At 72.3% G+C, this 18,151-nt stretch carries 17 protein-coding genes and 1 rRNA gene; all 18 read right to left on the reverse strand.

Annotation, left to right across the window (positions count from 1 at the left end; genetic code table 11):
* Positions 1 to 177: ribosomal RNA gene (locus K313_RS0109390) — 16S ribosomal RNA — on the reverse strand; the annotation flags it as partial.
* A 460-nt stretch (positions 178 to 637) separates the two neighbouring features.
* Complete coding sequence (tyrS, locus tag K313_RS0109395) at positions 638 to 1,903, reverse strand: tyrosine--tRNA ligase (RefSeq protein ID WP_019287250.1); 1,266 nt, start codon at positions 1,901 to 1,903, stop codon at positions 638 to 640.
* A 61-nt stretch (positions 1,904 to 1,964) separates the two neighbouring features.
* Positions 1,965 to 2,522 (reverse strand): GNAT family N-acetyltransferase, encoded by a 558-nt coding sequence (locus K313_RS0109400; RefSeq protein ID WP_029211399.1) that lies wholly within the window; start codon positions 2,520 to 2,522, stop codon positions 1,965 to 1,967.
* Between the two features lie 38 nt (positions 2,523 to 2,560).
* Positions 2,561 to 3,178, reverse strand: a complete 618-nt coding sequence (locus K313_RS0109405) for a DNA-3-methyladenine glycosylase (RefSeq protein WP_029211400.1) — start codon at positions 3,176 to 3,178, stop codon at positions 2,561 to 2,563.
* Positions 3,178 to 4,608 (reverse strand): argininosuccinate lyase, encoded by a 1,431-nt coding sequence (gene argH / locus K313_RS0109410; protein ID WP_029211401.1) that lies wholly within the window; start codon positions 4,606 to 4,608, stop codon positions 3,178 to 3,180. The genes K313_RS0109405 and argH overlap by 1 nt, the downstream gene beginning before the upstream one ends.
* Positions 4,609 to 4,708: 100 nt before the next feature.
* On the reverse strand, positions 4,709 to 5,209 hold the full coding sequence (gene argR / locus K313_RS0109415) for an arginine repressor (protein ID WP_019287246.1): 501 nt from the start codon (positions 5,207 to 5,209) through the stop codon (positions 4,709 to 4,711).
* On the reverse strand, positions 5,206 to 6,411 hold the full coding sequence (locus K313_RS0109420; RefSeq protein ID WP_029211402.1) for an acetylornithine transaminase: 1,206 nt from the start codon (positions 6,409 to 6,411) through the stop codon (positions 5,206 to 5,208). Before K313_RS0109420 ends, argR begins: the two co-directional genes overlap by 4 nt.
* A complete protein-coding gene (argB, locus tag K313_RS0109425) occupies positions 6,408 to 7,298 on the reverse strand; it encodes an acetylglutamate kinase (RefSeq protein ID WP_240483966.1) in 891 nt (296 codons plus the stop codon). The genes K313_RS0109420 and argB overlap by 4 nt, the downstream gene beginning before the upstream one ends.
* 92 nt (positions 7,299 to 7,390) lie before the next feature.
* A complete protein-coding gene (argJ, locus tag K313_RS0109430) occupies positions 7,391 to 8,542 on the reverse strand; it encodes a bifunctional glutamate N-acetyltransferase/amino-acid acetyltransferase ArgJ (protein ID WP_029211404.1) in 1,152 nt (383 codons plus the stop codon).
* Entirely contained in the window at positions 8,539 to 9,606 is a 1,068-nt protein-coding gene (argC, locus tag K313_RS0109435; protein ID WP_029211405.1) for an N-acetyl-gamma-glutamyl-phosphate reductase, read from the reverse strand. The genes argJ and argC overlap by 4 nt, the downstream gene beginning before the upstream one ends.
* A gap of 114 nt (positions 9,607 to 9,720) precedes the next feature.
* Positions 9,721 to 10,518 (reverse strand): SDR family NAD(P)-dependent oxidoreductase, encoded by a 798-nt coding sequence (locus K313_RS0109440; RefSeq protein ID WP_029211406.1) that lies wholly within the window; start codon positions 10,516 to 10,518, stop codon positions 9,721 to 9,723.
* Between the two features lies 1 nt (position 10,519).
* Positions 10,520 to 13,087 (reverse strand): phenylalanine--tRNA ligase subunit beta, encoded by a 2,568-nt coding sequence (pheT, locus tag K313_RS0109445; protein WP_029211407.1) that lies wholly within the window; start codon positions 13,085 to 13,087, stop codon positions 10,520 to 10,522.
* Positions 13,087 to 14,181: a phenylalanine--tRNA ligase subunit alpha gene (gene pheS / locus K313_RS0109450; RefSeq protein WP_029211408.1), complete on the reverse strand. Its 1,095-nt coding sequence runs from the start codon at positions 14,179 to 14,181 to the stop codon at positions 13,087 to 13,089. The genes pheT and pheS overlap by 1 nt, the downstream gene beginning before the upstream one ends.
* 168 nt (positions 14,182 to 14,349) lie before the next feature.
* A complete protein-coding gene (locus K313_RS0109455) occupies positions 14,350 to 15,504 on the reverse strand; it encodes a sensor histidine kinase (protein ID WP_029211409.1) in 1,155 nt (384 codons plus the stop codon).
* A gap of 44 nt (positions 15,505 to 15,548) precedes the next feature.
* Positions 15,549 to 16,364: a TrmH family RNA methyltransferase gene (locus K313_RS0109460; RefSeq protein WP_029211410.1), complete on the reverse strand. Its 816-nt coding sequence runs from the start codon at positions 16,362 to 16,364 to the stop codon at positions 15,549 to 15,551.
* A 131-nt stretch (positions 16,365 to 16,495) separates the two neighbouring features.
* Positions 16,496 to 16,876 carry a 50S ribosomal protein L20 gene (gene rplT / locus K313_RS0109465; protein WP_019287234.1) on the reverse strand — a complete coding sequence of 127 codons (381 nt, stop codon included), beginning with the start codon at positions 16,874 to 16,876 and terminating at the stop codon, positions 16,496 to 16,498.
* A gap of 40 nt (positions 16,877 to 16,916) precedes the next feature.
* Positions 16,917 to 17,111: a 50S ribosomal protein L35 gene (gene rpmI / locus K313_RS0109470; RefSeq protein ID WP_019287233.1), complete on the reverse strand. Its 195-nt coding sequence runs from the start codon at positions 17,109 to 17,111 to the stop codon at positions 16,917 to 16,919.
* A gap of 64 nt (positions 17,112 to 17,175) precedes the next feature.
* The gene (gene infC / locus K313_RS0109475) at positions 17,176 to 17,781 is read right to left on the reverse strand and encodes a translation initiation factor IF-3 (RefSeq protein ID WP_019287232.1); all 606 of its coding nucleotides are present in this window, start codon (positions 17,779 to 17,781) and stop codon (positions 17,176 to 17,178) included.
* Positions 17,782 to 18,151: the final 370 nt, after the last annotated feature.

Consider the following 18,151-nt stretch of genomic DNA (forward strand, 5'->3'; position numbering starts at 1 on the left):
ATATCCAGTATTAGCCCCGGTTTCCCGGAGTTATCCCAGAGTGAAGGGCAGGTTACTCACGTGTTACTCACCCGTTCGCCACTAATCCACCCAGCAAGCTGGGCATCATCGTTCGACTTGCATGTGTTAAGCACGCCGCCAGCGTTCGTCCTGAGCCAGGATCAAACTCTCCGTAGAAAAATTTGTAAACCCAGCAAAAAGACAAAACAACATGACGTTGAATGTCCATCTACCAAAGGAACCTCAAACGAGGTTTAAAACTTGGCATCGAATTTCGGCACGCTGTTGAGTTCTCAAACATCGGACGCTCACGACATCCCGGACCAAATGCTTGGGCCTTCGTGTCGAGGCTGTCAGTTTCCGAATCACATCTTGGGCTTCTCGGACCAGATCAATGACCTGCGGAGCGCGCTTGGCGTGTTCGGTTCCTCTACTGTAGCAGGTGTTTCTCCCGCTTCCTAATCGAGCATTTCCGCTCATCAGGACATACCGAAGTACCTTCTCGGTAGAGGTTGTCATCCGCGGGACCGGCCTACTTCGCTGCGAGGTTTCCCTGCTAGCAGTGGTGTCCGTTCCTCCCTGTCCGGGCGACATCGAGAACATTACGTGAAGGTGTCCGGGGAGACAAATCCGCTGGTCAGGACGCCGGCATACGACCAGCAGCCATGGACTTGCGCCCCCGCTTGAGCAGGACCACCCGGCCGTGGAGGAAGTCCTGCTCCCCCAGCACGGCCTCGGGATCGGACACCTTGGCGTTGTTGACCGAGGCGCCGCCGTCCTTCAGCGCGCGGCGAGCCTCGTTGCGAGACGCCACCAGACCCACCGACACCAGCGCGTCGACCACAGTGTCCCCGGGGGACAGCTCTCCCCCAGGGAGCTCCGCCGTCGCGTCCAGCAGGGTCTGCCGGTCCAGGGCCGCGATGTCGCCCTTGCCGAAGAGGGCCTCGGACGCGGCCTGCACCGCCGCGGTCGCCTCGGGTCCGTGCACGAGCGTGGTCACGTCGGCCGCCAGCGTCCTCTGAGCCGTGCGCCGGAAGGGCTCCTCAGCGACCTGACGCTCCAGCTCGGCGATCTCGTCGCGCGTGCGGTCGGTGAAGACCTTGAGCAGCTTCACCACCGAGGCGTCCTCGACGTTGATCCAGTACTGGTAGAAGGCGTAGGGCGAGGTCATCCGCGGGTCCAGCCACACGGCGTTGCCCGCAGACTTGCCGAACTTCTCCCCCGACGAGTCGGTCAGGAGCGGCGTGGTGAGCACGTGCACCGACGCCCCCTCGACGCGACCGATGAGGTCGACGCCGGCCGTGAGGTTGCCCCACTGGTCCTGGCCGCCGGTCTGCAGGGTGCAGCCGTACTGCCGGTAGAGCTCGAGGTAGTCCAGCGCCTGCAGGATCTGGTAGCTGAACTCCGTGTAGGAGATGCCCTGGTCGGAGCTGAGCCGCGCCGCGACGGCGTCCTTCTTGAGCATCTGGTTGACCCGGAAGTGCTTGCCGTAGTCGCGCAGGAAGTCCAGGGCGGAGATCGGCGCGGTCCAGTCCAAGTTGTTGACGAAGATCGGCGGGTTGTCCGTGTCGGCCGCCAGGATCGCCCGCACCTGCACCGCGATCCGCTCCACGTCCGCGGCCGTCTGCTCCTTGGTCTTGAGCACGCGCTCGCTCGACGGGCGTGGGTCACCCACCAGCCCCGTCGACCCACCCACCAAACCGATCACCCGGTGACCAGCCCGCTGCAGGTGCCGCAGGGCGATCAGCTGCACGAGGTTGCCGAAGTGCAGGGAGGGCGCGGTCGGGTCGAAGCCGCAATACACCGTGAGCGGTCCGTCCTCGAGGGCCTGGCGCAGCTCGGCCTCGTCGGTGGACTGTGCCACCAGGCCGCGCCACTGCAGCTCGTCGAGGATGTCGGTCACGGTGCATCACTCCTTGCGTCGAGGTCCCCGCCGCCGTCGGGCGGGCCGTGACTAGCCTGCCCTATCCCTGCCGGTCGGCGTAGTCGGTGTCGAGCACCGAGTAGTAGTACTCGTCGAGCCAGCGTCCGTCGTGCTGCGTCGACTTGCGGAGCGCGGCCTCGCGGGTCATGCCGAGCCGGGCCATCAGCCGACAGGCGGCGTCGTTGCCCTCGATGGTGGTGGCGAACACCCGGTGCGCACCCAGGCCGCGGAACGCGTGGTCGAGCAGCGCCCGCCCCACCTCGGTGGCGTAGCCCCGGCGGTGGTACTTGGGGTGCAGGACCCACGAGATCTCGTAGACGTCGGGGTGCTCGTAGCGGTGGAAGACGACGTGCCCGACGACCTTGTCCTTGTCGCGACGGACCAGCGCCAGCACCGGCGGGTCGTCGCCCACCCAGCGCGACAGGAAGCGCTTGACCTGCTTGTCGGAGTAGGGATCGTCGACGTAGCGCATCACCTGCGGGTCGCCGAGGTAGCTCCGCACGGCCTTGAAGTCGTCCTGGTCGAAAGGTCGTAGCGCCAGCCGCTCCGTGCGGACGGACGCGCTGACCTGCCCGGTCCGTCGTTGGTCCTTGCTCACGCTGTCGTGCTCCTGCCTGGGGCGAGGCCCGCCGTCGATCAGTGGCGCGGCAGACGGCGCCGCACCACGGCTGGACGATACGCCGAGACGGTAGGCTCGTCCGCCAGCCAGTAGCGCCAGGGGTACGTGTCGCCGTCTCCGCCCGGGCCCGACACACCGACCCGGGGGCCGGTGCGGATCAAGCCCGCGTCAGCACCCAGTGTGCCCGGCGCCAGACGGACCGGCGCGGCGGGGTCCAGCAGGTCCAGCCCGTGGTGGCCGAGGTCCAGGCCGAGGGCCTTGGTCAGTCGCCCCGGCCCACGGGCCAGGTCGCGGGGCCGTATGCCGGGGCGTCGCTCGGTCACCTGCTCGTGACCGGCGACGACCTCCCCGGCACGCAGCAGCACGGCCGACGCCTCGCCCGTGGGCCCGCACACGACGTTGACCGCGTGGTGCATGCCGTAGGACAGGTAGACGTAGAGGTGGCCCGCCTCGCCGAACATGACGCGGGTGCGCGGCGTCGGACCACGGAAGGCGTGCGAACCGGGGTCCCGCTGACCGGCATACGCCTCGACCTCGGTGAGCCGCAGACCGACCGGGCCGTGCCACAGGACGCACCCGAGCAGGTCGGGGGCGACCTCGAGGACCGGCCGCGCGAAGAACGCGCGCGTCAGCATCAGGCGCGGACGTCCAGGGCGGATCCCGTGAACTCCCGCAGCCGCCGGGCCTGCTCGGCCACGCGGCCGCGCTGCTCGGTGACCCGCGCCGGGGCGGTCCCGCCCTTGGCGGAGCGGGACGCCAGGGACCCCTCGACCGACAGGACCGAGCGGACGTCGGGCGTCAGGTGCTCCGAGATGCCACGCAGGTCGTCGTCGTCGAGGTCCCACAGCTCGATGCCGCGCTCCTCGCACGCGCGCACGCAGGCGCCGGCCACCTCGTGGGCGACGCGGAACGGCACGCCCTCGCGCACCAGCCACTCGGCGACGTCGGTGGCGAGCGAGAAGCCCTGGGGCGCGAGGGACTCCAGGCGGTCGTCGTGGAAGGTCAGGGTCGCGACCATGCCGCTGAAGGCGGGGAGCAGCACCTCGAGGGTGTCGACGGCGTCGAAGACCGGCTCCTTGTCCTCCTGCAGGTCGCGGTTGTAGGCGAGCGGCAGGCTCTTGAGCGTGGTCAGCAGGCCGGCCAGGTCCCCCACCAACCGGCCGGCCTTGCCCCGCGCGAGCTCGGCGACGTCGGGGTTCTTCTTCTGCGGCATGATGCTCGACCCGGTGGAGTAGGCGTCGTCGAGCGTGACGAAGCTGAACTCCTTGGTCGCCCAGAGCACGACCTCCTCGGCCAGCCGGGACACGTCGACGGCCGTCATGGCGCAGACGAAGGCGAACTCGGCGACGAAGTCGCGCGACGCCGTCCCGTCGATGGAGTTCTCCACGCTGGTCGCGAAGCCCAGGTCGGCGGCGACGGCCTCGGGGTCCAGGCCGAGGGAGGACCCGGCCAGGGCGCCGGCGCCGTAGGGCGAGACCGCGGTCCGGGCGTCCCAGTCGACGAACCGCTCGACGTCGCGCAGCAGGGCCCAGGCGTGGGCGAGCAGGTGGTGGGCCAGCAGCACGGGCTGGGCGTGCTGCAGGTGCGTGCGACCGGGCATGGCGGTGGTGGCGTGCGCCTCGGCCTGGGCGACGAGGGCGTCGACGACATCGAGGACCAGGCCGGCCACGGAGCGCGCGTGGTCGCGCAGGTACATCCGGAACAGCGTCGCGACCTGGTCGTTGCGCGAGCGACCGGCCCGCAGCCGTCCGCCGACGTCGGTGCCGGCTCGCTCGATGAGCCCCCGCTCGAGCGCCGTGTGGACGTCCTCGTCGTCCTGCGCCGGCGCGAACGCCCCGGACTCCACGTCGTCCCGCAGCCGGCCCAGGGCCTTGAGCATCGCGTCGAGCGTGGCGTCGTCGAGCAGGCCGGCGCGGTGCAGCACGCGGGCGTGGGCGCGCGACCCGGCGATGTCGTAGGGCGCGAGCCGCCAGTCGAAGTGCGTCGACTTCGACAGGGCGGCGAGGGCGTCGGCCGGTCCACCGGCGAAGCGACCGCCCCACAGGCTGGTGCGCTCGGAGGTCATGCGGGTCCTCTCGGGAGGTGATCTGAGGTGATCTGAGGTGATGGCGGGGTGTTGTCGGGGTGAGGTCGACCGGGTGAGGTGGAGGGCGTGGCGCGTCGGGTCAGTCGTCGTTGACGCCGGCGAGGCCGAGCAGCTTGCCCGCCACGGCCTCGCCGCCGTCGGGCGCCGCCGTGATCACCAGGATGGTGTCGTCGCCGGCGATGGTGCCGACGATGTCGCCCTCGCGGGCCATGTCGATCGCCGAGGCGAGGAAGCTGGCCGCTCCCGGCGGGGTGCGCACGATGACGAGGTTGGCGGACGCGCGGGCGGAGACGAGGAGCTCCTCGCACACCTTGCGCAGCCGCCCGGACACCTCGGCCATGTCGGGTGCGATGCGGGGGGTCTGGTCGCCACCGAGCCCGGGCAGGGCGTAGACGAGCGTGCGGCCCTGGCGGACCTTGACGGCGCCGAGGTCGACGAGGTCGCGGGAGAGCGTGGCCTGCGTGATCTCCACGCCTTCGGCCGCCAGCAGCTCGAGCAGCTCGTTCTGCGAGCGCACCGTGGTGCGGGCGAGGATGTCGGCGATCAGCTGGTGCCGGGCCCCGCGGGTCTGGGCGATCATGGAGTTCCTCCCTCGGAAGCGACGATCCCGTCCAGCACGACGGACAGGTCCGCGACGAACTCGTCCACCTCGTCCGTGGTGAGCACGAGCGGCGGCGCGAGCCGGATGGTGTCCGGGCGTACAGGGTTGACGATAGGCCCTCGGGCCTCGAGGTCCGCGGTGACCTGGGCGGACACGTCCCGCGTGAGGGCGATCGCACGCAGCAGGCCGACGCCGCGGACCTCGCGGACCAGCGGGTGGCCGAGCCCCTCCACGGCCTCGACGATGTGCTCGCCGGTGGCCTTGACCTGCTCGAGCAGACCGTCCCGCTCGATGGTGTCGAGGACCGCGAGGGCGGCGGCGCAGGCCAGCGGGTTGCCGCCGAAGGTCGTGCCGTGCTGGCCGGCGCCCAGCAGGCCGCTCACCTCGTCGCCGAAGGTGACGACGGCCCCGATCGGCACGCCGCCGGCGAGACCCTTGGCCAGGGTCATCACGTCCGGCCGGACGCCGTGGGCCTGGTGCGCGAACCACAGCCCGGAGCGACCCACCCCGGACTGGATCTCGTCCAGGACCAGCAGCGCACCGGCGGCGGTGGTCACCTCCCGGGCGGCCCGCAGATAGTCGGTCGAGGCCGGTATGACGCCGGCCTCCCCCTGGATGGGCTCGAGCACGACCGCGGCCACGGTCTCGTCGACCGCCGCGCGCAGGGCCTCGACGTCGTCGTAGGGCACGAACGTGACGTCCCCGATCAGCGGCTCGAAGGGCGCGCGGTAGGCCTCCTTGTGGGTGAGGGCCAGCGCGCCGGTGGTGCGCCCGTGGAAGGCTCCCTCGGCGGCGACGATGCGCGTGCGGCCGGTCCGGCGGGACAGCTTGACGACCGCCTCGATGGCCTCGGTCCCGCTGTTGCACAAGAACACCCGCGACCCGGACGGGGCGTCCGACAGCTCCAGCAGCCGCTCGCCGAGGCGCACCTGGTCGGGGGTGACGAAGAAGTTGGAGACGTGGACGAGCTCGCGGGCTGCGCGGCTGATGGCCTCGACCAGGGCCGGGTGGCCGTGCCCGAGGCTGTTGACGGCGATGCCCCCCAGCAGGTCGAGGTGCCGACCGCCGTCGGCGTCGTAGACGTAGCAGCCCTCGCCGCGGACCAGGGTGAGCCGCGGTCGCCCGAAGACGCCGAGCAGGACCTCCTGGGAGCGGTCGAGGGTGGTGGCGCCGGTCGTCATACGGTCTCCTCGGTCGGATGGTCGGCTGCGTCGGTGCCGTCAGGGTCACCGGGGTCACCGGGGTCACCGGCGGTGATCATCGTGCCGACCCCCTCGCTGGTGAAGACCTCCAGCAGCAGGGAGTGCGCCACACGGCCGTCGATCATGTGGGCCTGGGGGACGCCTCCGCGCACGGCCGCGACGCAGGCCTCGAGCTTGGGGATCATGCCGGCGTCGACCTGCGTCGCCAGCTCGGCGGCCTCGTCCACGCCCATCCGCGACACGATCGACGCGGGGTCCGGGTAGTCGAGGTAGACGCCCTCGACGTCGGTGAGGACGACGAGCTTGGTGGCCCCGAGCGCGGCGGCCAGCGCCCCCGCGGCGGTGTCGGCGTTGACGTTGAGGACCTGCCCGTCGACGTCCAGGTCGGGGGCGACGGTCGAGACGACCGGGATCCGCCCGGCGTCCAGGATGTCTTGCACCGCAGCGGGGTTCACGACCTCGACGTCGCCCACGAGGCCCAGGTCGACGCCCTCGCCGTCGACGACGGTGCCGCGGCGCCGGGCCCCGAACAGGTGGGCGTCCTCGCCGGACAGGCCCACCGCCAGGGGTCCGTGCTGGTTGAGCAGGCCGACGAGCTCGCGCCCGACCTGACCGGTCAGCACCATCCGCACGACGTCCATGACCTCGGGGGTCGTGACGCGCAGGCCGCCCCGGAACTCGCTGGTCAGGCCGAGCCGGTCGAGCATGGCCGCTATCTGGGGGCCCCCGCCGTGGACCACCACGGGGCGCAGCCCGGCGTAGCGGAGGAAGGCGACGTCCTGGGCGAACGCGGCCTTGAGCTCGTCGTCGATCATGGCGTTGCCGCCGTACTTGACGACGACGAGCGCGCCGCGGAAGCGCTCCATCCAGGGCAGGGCCTCGACGAGGACGGAGGCCTTGGCGAGCGTCCGCGGGTGGGACTCGTGCAGGCGCGGGGTGCGGGCGGCAGGTCGGGTCGTCATGTGCTGTAGGCCGAGTTCTCGTGGACGTAGTCGTGGGTCAGGTCGTTGGTCCAGATCGTGGCCTCCGCGTCGCCGGCGTGCAGGTCGACGAGGACGTGCACCTCGCGCGGGTCGAGGTCGACGAGCTCGCGCGGCTCCCCCACCCCCATGGCGCGGCAGACCTGGACCCCGTTGATCGCCACGTCGAGGAGGTAGGGGTCGAACGTCGCCCGGGTGGTGCCGACGGCGGCGAGGACGCGGCCCCAGTTGGGGTCGTTGCCGAAGACCGCGCACTTGAACAGGTTGTTGCGGGCGATGGAGCGCCCGACCTCGAGGGCGTCGTCCTCGTCGGCTGCGTGCACGACCTCGATCCGGATGTCGTGGTGCGCGCCCTCGGCATCGCCGATCAGCTGTCGGGCGAGGTCCTGGCAGACCTGGGTGAGGGCTCCGGTGAGCTCGTCCTCGCCGGGCGTGACGCCGCTCGCGCCGCTCGCCAGGAGGACGACGGTGTCGTTGGTCGACTGGCAGCCGTCGGAGTCGATCCGGTCGAAGGACCGTGCCGTGGCCGCCCGCAGCGCCCGGTCGAGCAGCTCCGGCTCGACCGCCGCGTCCGTGGTGAGGACGACGAGCATCGTGGCGAGCGCCGGTGCCAGCATGCCGGCGCCCTTGGCCATGCCGCCGACCGTCCAGCCGTCCCGGGAGACGGACGCCTGCTTGCTGCGGGTGTCGGTGGTCATGATCGCCTCGGCCGCGTCGGCTCCCCCGTCGGCGCCGAGCCGGCCCGCGGCGTCGTCGATCCCCGCGGCCAGCCGGTCCATGGGGAGGCGCTCGCCGATGAGGCCGGTGGAGCAGACGACGACGTCACCGGCGCTGAGGCCGAGCCGGTCGGCGACCTGCTCGGCCGTGCGGTGGGTGTCGAGGAAGCCCTCGGGGCCGGTGCAGGCGTTGGCCCCGCCGGAGTTGAGCACCACGGCGTCGACCCGGTGGTCGGCCAGGGCCTGCCGGCTCCAGGTGACCGGGGCGGCCTCCACGCGGTTGCTCGTGAAGACCGCGGCGGCGGCGTGCTGCGGTCCGTCGTTGACGACGAGGGCCACGTCGGGCCGGCCGCTGGCCTTGAGGCCGGCGGTGACCCCGGCGGCGCGGAAGCCCTGGGCTGCGGTGACGCTCACGGGGCGACTCCTGCGGTCGGCAGGCCCAGGCCCTCCGGGAGCCCGAGCGCGAGGTTGGTGCACTGGACGGCGGCGCCGGCCGTGCCCTTGGTCAGGTTGTCCTCCGCCGCGACGGCCACGACGCGGCCCACCCGCTCGTCGAGGACGACCTGGACGTGGACCTGGTTGCTGCCCAGCACGTCGCTGGTCCGCGGCCACTGCCCCTCGGGCAGCACGTGCACGAACGGCTCGTCGGCGTAGCAGCGCTCCCAGGCATCGCGCACCTGGGCGGCGGTCGTGCCCGGACGGACTCGCGCGGTGCACGTGGCGAGGATGCCGCGGGGCATGGGCGCGAGGGTGGGCGTGAAGGACACGGTCACTCCGGCACCCCGGCCCGGTGACGCTCCCCGGGCCCGGGAGAGGTTCTGCTCGATCTCGGGGGTGTGCCGGTGGCTGCCGCCGACGCCGTAGGGCGACATGGCGCCCATGGCCTCGGCGCCGAGCAGGTGCGGCTTGAGGCCCTTGCCTGCGCCGCTGGTGCCGCTGGCCGCCACGACGACCACGTCGTCCCCCTCCAGGAGCCCGGCCGCGAACCCCGGTGCCAGGGCCAGCGTCGTCGCCGTCGGGTAGCAGCCGGGGACGGCCACGCGGCGCGCGGTCCTTAGCGCCTCGCGCTGGCGTGGCTGGTCGAGCCCGCCGAGGGGCAGCTCGGGCAGGCCGTAGGGCCAGGTCCCGGCGTGGTCGGAGCCGTAGAAGTCCCGCCACGCCTCGGGGTCCTCGAGGCGGAAGTCCGCGCCGCAGTCGACGACGAGCGTGCTCTCGGGCAGGGCGTCGGCGAGCTCGGCCGAGGCGCCGTGCGGCAGGGCGAGGCAGACGACGTCGTGGCGGGCGAGGAGCTCGGGGTCGGTCGGCTCGAGGCGACGCCCCGCGAGGGGGGTGAGGTGCGGGTGGACCGTGCCCAGCAGGGACCCGGCCTGGGACGCGGCGCACACGGCACCGATGTCGAGCTCTGGATGGCCGAGGAGCAGCCGGAGCAGCTCGCCCCCGGCATACCCGCTCGCTCCGGCGACGGCTACGGACAGCATTGCATGATCATACGCGAATCGGGGTGTTCATGCATGCGTGCTCCGGCGGCCGGGCAGGAGCAGGAGCAGGAGCAGGCCCAGCAGGATCTCGGGCGGGGCTCGGAGACGCCACGGTCAGGCGAGCGGGTCGTCCTCGCCGTAGGGCAGCAGGCCGATCGTGCGGGCCTGCTCGGACAGACCCGCCGCGGCCGCGGAGCGGAGCGACTCGACGGTGTCGGTGCCCGCGCGGACCATGCGGCCGGACCAGGCGTCGAGCTCGCCCGAGGCGAGGGCGAGCGCCAACGTCACCACGTCGGCGGGCTCGGTCCACTCGGTGCGGCCCCGGTGCTGGGGCATGGCCTCGGTCATGTCGGTCCGGACCACCCCCGGCGCGAGGTCGAAGGCGCGGATGCCCCGCTCGGAACCGGCCCGGTGCAGGCCACCGGTGATGCGGGCGAGCGCAGTCTTGGAGGCGTGGTAGGCGCTCTGGAGATCGTCCGCACGGGTCCCCGAGCCGCTGTTGAGGTTGATGACGCGCCCGCCGCCCCCGGCCAGCATGTGCGGGACGACGGCCCTGCTCATGAGGAAGGGGCCCAGGACGTTGGCGCGCTGCACGCCCCACCACGCGTCGACCTCCGCCTCCCAGAGGGGAGCCGGGGGCTCGATCACGCCGGCGTTGTTGACCAGCACGTCGACCTGCGCGTGCCGTTGCAGGAGCTGCTCGACGAACACCTGCACGAGGTCGGGCTCGGCGACGTCGAGGGCGCTCCCGACGGCGTCCAGCCCCTGGCGGGACAGCTCGTCGGCCAGCCGACGCGCGCCCTCGCCGTCACGCGAGGTGAGCTCGACGGCATACCCGGCCTCGGCGAAGCCGCGGGACAGGTGGGCCCCGATGCCGCGGGACCCTCCGGTCACGACGACGACGGGACGCACGTCAGGCTCCACGCTGGGTGGCGCCGGTCGCCGCGGCCGCCGCAGCGGTGGCCTGGTCGCGCAGCCCGCTGACCTCGGCGGTCGTGAGCGTGCGGTCGGGTGCGCGGAAGGTCAGGCGGTAGGCCAACGACCGGCGCCCGGGACCCAGCTGGTCGGACCGGAAGACGTCGAACAGCGCGACCGACTCGAGCTCGTCACCCGCGCCCTCGCGCAGCGCCTGCTCGACGCGCGCGGCCGGCACGGACTCCTCGACCACGAGCGCCACGTCGCTGTGCGCGACGGGGTAGGTCGACAGCTTGTGGGCCTCGGCCACGTGACCGGTCGCCGCCCCGACGAGCACGTCGAGGTCGAGCTCGGCGGCGCACGTGCGCTCGGGCAGCTCCAGGGCCGCCACGACCTTGGGGTGCAGCTCCCCGGCGTGGCCGGCGGTGGTGCCGTCCGCCAGCACCAGGCGCGCGCACCGGCCGGGGTGCCAGGGCGCGACGTCGTCCTGCTCGACGCGCAGGGTCACCCCGAGGGCGGTCGCGACGCCGAGCGCCACCGCCACGGCGTCGGACGCCTGCACGGGACGGGCCGGTCCCCACGGACCGGCGGGCGAGGCGTCGCCGCAGAGGGCGATGGCAGCGTGCCACGGCTGTGCGGGGACGGCCTCGCGGATCCGGTCGAGCGTCGCGTCGTCGGGACGGGTGCCGAGCGGGGCGACCGGTGCCTGCCGCCCCCGACCGTCCGACCGGGTCACGAGCCCCAGCTCGTAGACGGAGACGTCGCGGGCGCCGCGCGAGACGTTGCGGCGCAGCACGTCGAGCAGGGTGTCCAGCACCGAGGTGCGCATGAGCGGCTGCTCGTCGTTGATCGGGTTGGCGAGACGCACCGTGCGGCGGCGCTCGTCGTCCGCGGCGTAGCGCAGGTCGTCGAAGCGGCCCTCCGCCACGAAGGGGTTGCTGAGGACCTCGACCAGACCCTGCTGCGCCAGCGTCGACGTGACCAGCCGCCGGGCGCGCTGCGCCGCGGTCAGGCCGTGACCGCCGGGGGCCTGGGGCAGGACCGACGGGATCTGCGCGAAGCCGCGGACCCGGGCCACCTCCTCGACGAGGTCCGGCCCGGTGCGCAGGTCGGCCCGCCAGGTGGGCGGCGTCACCCGCGCCTCGTCGCCGTCGAGCTCCTCGACCTCGCAGCCGATCTCGGCCAGCGTGCGGAGGACCTCGGCGCGCTCGAAGGTCAGCCCCACGAGCCGGGTCGGCAGGGTCACGTCGAAGGTGAACGGCTCGGGGAGCGTGGTCTCGCCGACGTCGGTGACGCCCCCGTCGGCCGTGCCGCCCCCGAGCTCGACGAGCAGGCGCACGGCGAGCTCGGCCGCGGCGCCCGCCAGCGCGGGGTCCACCCCCCGCTCGAAGCGCTTGGCCGCCTCGCTCGGCAGCCGGTGCCGCCGCGCCGAGCGGGCCACGGTGACGGGGTCGAAGTGAGCCGCCTCCACGAGCACGTCGGTCGTCGAGTCGGTGACCTCGCAGTCCTCGCCACCCATGACGCCCGCGATGACCAGGGGCGTGGTGCCGCCGTCGGTGATCAGCAGATCCTCGGGGTCGAGGACCCGCTCCACCCCGTCGAGCGTCGTCAGTCGCTCGCCGGCGCGGGCGCGGCGCACCTCGATCGAGCCCGAGAGCCGGTCGAGGTCGAAGGCGTGCAGGGGCTGGCCGAGGAGCAGCATGACGTAGTTGGTGACGTCCACGGTCAGCGAGATGGGGCGCATGCCGAGCTGGGTCAGCCGGGTGGCCATCCACGGCGGCGTCGTCGCGTGCACGTCGACCCCGCGGACCGTGCGGGCGACGTAGCGGTCGCAGCCGGCGCGCCCGTGCAGCGGGGCATCGTCGCGCAGGCGCACGGCATACCCCTGGTCGTCCGGCGCCGGGGCGGTGCGCGAGGGCTCGGCGGCCGGGTCGGTGAAGGGCACGCCGAGGCTCAGGGCCAGGTCGCGGGCGATGCCGCGCAGGCTGAAGGCGTAGCCGCGGTCGGGGGTGATGTTGACCTCGACGACCTCGTCGCCCAGGCCGAGCAGCTCGATGGCGTCGGCGCCGGGCACGGCGCGGGCGAGCCGCTCGGGGTCGTCGGCCAGGTGGTCGCCCAGCACGATGATCCCGCTGTGGTCCTCGCCGAGCCCCAGCTCGTCGACCGCGCACATCATGCCGTTGGAGACGTGGCCGTAGGTCTTGCGCGCGCTGATCCGGAAGCCTCCGGGCAGCGTGGCGCCGGGCAGGACGACGACGACGAGGTCGCCGACCGCGAAGTTGTGCGCGCCGCAGACGATCTCCTGGTGCTTGCCCTCGGTGACCATCTGCCCGTGCTCGCCGACGTCGACGGTGCACCAGCGGATGGTCTTGCCGTTCTTCTGCGGCTCGTCGGTGTAGCCCAGGACCCGCCCGACGACGAGGGGGCCGGTGATGTCGCCACCGTGCAGCCCCTCCTCCTCCAGGCCGACCTTGACCAGCGCGGCGGCGATCTCGGAGCCCGTCGTGGTCGCCGGGAGGGCGTCCTCGCCGACGAGCTCTCGCAGCCATGACACGGGTGCGCGCATCAGATCTCCATTCCGAACTGCGTGCTGAAGCGGACGTCTCCCTCGACGATGTCGAACATGTCGGGCACCCCGTGGCGCAGCATGACCGCGCGCTCGATGCCCATCCCGAAGGCGAACCCGGTGTAGCGGTCGGGGTCGATCCCGGCCGCCGACAGGACGTTGCGGTTGACCATGCCGCAGCCACCCCACTCGATCCAGCCCGTGCCGCCGCAGACCCGGCAGCGCTCGTCCTGCCCCAGGCAGATCGGGCACTGGAAGTCCATCTCGGCGCTCGGCTCGGTGAAGGGGAAGAAGGACGGGCGCAGCCGGGTTGTCACGGCCGGGCCGAAGAGCTCGGCCGCGAACCGGTCGAGGGTGCCCTTGAGGTGCGCCATCGTGAGGCCCTCGGCCACGGCGAGGCCCTCGACCTGGTGGAACACGGGGGTGTGCGTCGCGTCGAGGTCGTCGGTGCGGAAGACCTTGCCCGGGCACACGATGAACAGCGGCAGGTCGCGGGTCAGCATCGCCCGCATCTGCACCGGGGAGGTGTGCGTGCGCAGGACGAGCCCTGCGTCGCTCGGCTCGACGAAGAAGGTGTCCTGCATGGCCCGGGCCGGGTGGTCGGGGGCGAAGTTGAGGGCGTCGAAGTTGAACCACTCGGCCTCGACCTCGGGCCCCTCGGCGACCTCCCACCCGAGGCCGGTGAAGATGTCCTGGATCCGCTCGATCGTGAGCGAGACGGGGTGCCGGGCGCCCAGCGGGCGACGTGGCGCCACGACCGTCATGTCGAGGCGCTCGTCGACCAGCATGCGCTCGTCCCGCTCGGCCTCCAGGACCTCCTGGCGCGCCTTGAGGGCGGCACCCACCCGCCCGCGCGCCTGGCCGACGCGCTTGCCCGCCTCGGCCTTGGCCGACGGCGGCAGGGCGCCGATCTCGCGGTTGGCCAGGGCCAGCGGCGACCGGTCCCCCGCGTGCGCGAGCCGGACGGCCTTGAGCGCCTCCAGGTCGGTCGCGGCCTCGATCGCGGCCAGCGCGTCGGCGACGTTGGCGTCGACGGCTGCGGGGTCCAGGGCGCTGACCTCCACCGGGTCGTACTGCGTGTTGGGTCCAGACATCGCTCTCACTCGGATCGGGTCGGTGGCTGCGGCGGCCGGTGTGCTGCGGGCCCGTCGCCGGGCCCCGGCACGGCCCGGGCGACGACGTCCGTCATCCTAGTGGGCCGCCGCCGGCGGTCGTCGCGGCTGCTCGCAGGACGTGCTCGGCGCACGGGCTCGGACGACGGCTCAGACGACGTGCTCAGGCGCCCCGGCGGGCAGGGTGAAGCGGAACAGCGCCCCTCCGGACGGCGCCCGGCCGACGGTGATCCGTCCGCCGTGCGCCTCGACGAGGCCCCGCACGACGTAGAGCCCGAGCCCCGTGCCGCCGCGTCGCGTCGAGTGCCAGAACCGGGTGAACACCATGGGGTAGTTCTCCTCCGGGATGCCGTCGCCCTCGTCGGACACCGCCACGACCAGCTCGGGGCGCTCCCCGCCGGGCTCCCCGCCGGGCTCCCCGCCGGGCTCGACCCCTGCCTCGACACCCGGCTGCAGGTCGACGGTGACCGTGCCCGCCCCGTGGCGGACGGCGTTCTCGACGAGGTTGGCCATGACCTGCTCGATCCGGTCGGGGTCCGCCCACACCTCGGGCAGCGTCCCGTGGACCCGGATGGCGAACCTCTCCTGGGGATGACCGGCCGCGACGAGACCGTCGACGTGGCGGTCGAGCAGCCGCGGCAGGTCGACCGGTTGCCGGCGCAGCTCGAGTCGCCCGCTGTCGATGCGGGACACGTCCAACAGCTCAGCGACCAGCCGGGTGATTCGGTCGGTGTCGGCCTCGATGGTCTCGAGCATGAGGCGCTTCTGGTCGTCGGAGAACCGGTCCCAGCGCCGCAGCAGCGTGGACGTGAAGCCCTTGACGCTGGTCAGCGGCGACCGCAGCTCGTGCGCCACGGTGGAGATGAGCGCCGAGGTCTTCTGCTCGGCCCGTCGACGCGCCTTGGCGTCGCGCAGCGTGATGATCACCTGCTGCACCGGCCCCCGCGGGACGTGGCGCACCAGCGACGCGGTGAGGAAGACCTCGTGACCACCAGGCAGGACGAGCAGCGTCTCGGTGATGCGGGTGCGGGTCGGGAGCCCGCCGAAGGGATCGGCGCAGGTCCACCAGCTGCGGCCCTCGAGGTCCTGCAGCGGCACGGCCTGCCGGGCGTCCATGCCGGCCAGCGTCTCGGCCGCAGCACCGAGGAGGCCGGCGGCACGGGTGTTGAGGGACTGCACGCACCCGTCGGCACCGATCACGAGGACCCCGTCGGGCAGCGCGTCGAGGTCGCACCCGCACCGACAGTCACCGATCCGGGGCTCCGCAGGGCGCGAATCCTCCAGCCGTGTGATGTCGGTCGTCATAGGAGAACCATAGTCAGGCGGGGACCAGCCTCCACCCGAACGGCCTAGTCAGATCGGCCTGCGTGGAGCATCCGCGCCGAGGCGTACAGACAAACCGTTGCAGCCATGGCGAGGTTGAGCGACTCGGCGTGGCCGTGGATGGGCAGGCGCACCACGTCGTCGCACAGGGCCCGGGTCTCGGGTGGCATGCCCCACCCCTCGTTGCCCATCACCCACGCGTGCGGCCGGGCGAGCCGCCGCTCCACCGTCTCGTCGGTGAGCAGCTGGTCCCCGTGCCCGTCGGCGGCCAGCAGTCGTATGCCGCTCCCCCGCACCGCCTCGAGGGCCTCCTCGACGCCCACCCCCGTCACGACCGGCAGGTGGAACAACGAGCCGACCGTGGAGCGCACGACCTTGGGGTTGTAGACGTCGACGCTCGCCTCGCTCACGATGACCGCGTCGGCGCCGACGGCGTCCGCGCCGCGCAGGACCGTGCCGGCGTTGCCGGGGTCACGCACGTGCGTGAGCACGCACAGCAGACGGGGCCCTCGGGCCAGGACGGACTCCAGCGAGACGTCGAGGTGACGGCACACGGCCACCATCCCCTGAGGGGCCTGGGTGTCCCCCATCGCGGCGAGGACCTCGTCGGTGACCTCGTGGACGGGCAGGCCCGCGTCGCGCGCGTCCTGGAGGATCGGCTCGTGCCGGGCGAGAGCGGTGGTCGTGACGTAGACGTCGCGCACGACGTCCGGGCGGAAGGCCACAGCCTCGCGCACCGCCTGCGGCCCCTCGGCCAAGAAGGCCTGCTCGCGCTCGCGCACGGACCGGCGCGCGAGGGCCCGCACCGCGCGGACCCGCTCGGACCGCACGTTGCTCATCACGGCACGCCCGTGGGGGCGACCACGGCTGTGGTCGCCCCCACGGGAACGGTGCTCGTCAGGACCGGTGGACGGCATACGGGCCGATCGATCCGATGATCCGGCTGGTCCGACTGATCTGCTGATCGCTCGGATCAGGCGGCGTCGGTCGCGGCCTGGGCCGGGACGTTCGCCTTGGCGATCTCGACGAGCGCCGCGAAGGCGGCGGCGTCGTTGACGGCCAGCTCGGCCAGCATGCGACGGTCGACCTCGACGCCCGAGGCCTTGAGGCCCTGGACGAAGCGGTTGTAGGTCATGCCGTTGGCGCGGGCCGCGGCGTTGATGCGCTGGATCCACAGGCGACGGAAGTCACCCTTGCGGGCGCGGCGGTCGCGGTAGGCGTACCCGAGGGAGTGGGTCACCTGCTCCTTGGCCTTGCGGTAGAGACGGGACCGCTGACCGCGGTAACCGCTCGCGCGCTCGAGGACGACCCGGCGCTTCTTCTGGGCGTTGACTGCCCGCTTCACGCGTGCCACGTGAGTACTCCTTAGCTAAGACTGAACAGGGGAAAGGGGCTCACTTGCCCAGGAGACGCTTGATCTTCTTCTCGTCGGCCTTGGCGACGACGACGTCAGGCACCAGGCGGCGCGTCTGACGCTTGGCGCGCTCCTCGAACTTGTGCACGTGGTGCGCACGCTCGCGCATGACCTTGCCGGAGCCGGTCAGGCGGAACCGCTTCTTGGCACCGGAGTGCGTCTTGTTCTTCGGCATGGTGGCCGATCTCCTCTAACTCGTTGTGCGGGCGGGGAAAAAAGATGGGTGGAGGCGAGGCGCCTCACTCAGGACGGGCGGCCTCTGCGACCTCGGCCGCGGGCGCCTGAGCCTCGGTCTCGTCCGGCTGAGCCTCGTGCGGCTCGTCGTCGTGGCGGGAGGCGTCCTCGCGACGCTTGCGCTGCTCCGCCTTGGCGTCCGCCTTCTTCTTGGTCGGGCCCAGCACCATGACCATGTTGCGGCCGTCCTGCTTGGGTGCGGACTCGACGAAGCCGAGCTCGGACACGTCCTCGGCGAGGCGCTGCAGCAGCCGGAAGCCCAGCTCGGGCTTGGACTGCTCGCGACCGCGGAACATGATGGTCACCTTGACCTTGTCACCGCCGTTGAGGAACCGGACGACGTGGCCCTTCTTGGTGCCGTAGTCGTGCGGGTCGATCTTGGGACGGAGCTTGATCTCCTTGATGACCGTGTTGACCTGGTTCTTGCGGGCTTCACGGGCCTTCTGCGCTGCTTCGTACTTGAACTTGCCGAAGTCCATGAGCTTGGCGACCGGAGGCTTGGCCATGGGGGCCACCTCGACGAGGTCGAGGTCCGCCTCGGCTGCCAGGCGCAGGGCATCCTCCACGCGGACGATGCCGACCTGCTCGCCGTTGGGTCCAACCAAGCGCACCTCGGGGACCCGGATGCGCTCATTGATACGAGGCTCGCTGATGTGATGCTCCTTAAGTCGTCCGTGCCGAGACCGCGGCCGGAGATGCCGAAAGGCCCCTCGCGACCAGCACGAGGAGCCTTGGGTTTCCGCACAGGCACCTGGGCAGGACGTCACCCTGGTGGGAGACGCACCGACGGTCGACGAGGACACCTCGACGACTGCCGCACCTGCGACAGGACCTGGGACCCGGCTGCCTGCTGCTCGACTGGCGTCGATCGGTCGGCTGCCCGGGTGGAAGCGGGGCTTCTCTTGCACGTGGCGCCCACGAGGGTGCCACCGGTCAGGGATCAAGGCTACCAGGTGGGCCGCACTGACCCTAATCGCGCGC

This window comes from Arsenicicoccus bolidensis DSM 15745, from assembly GCF_000426385.1.
Classification (GTDB): domain Bacteria; phylum Actinomycetota; class Actinomycetes; order Actinomycetales; family Dermatophilaceae; genus Arsenicicoccus; species Arsenicicoccus bolidensis.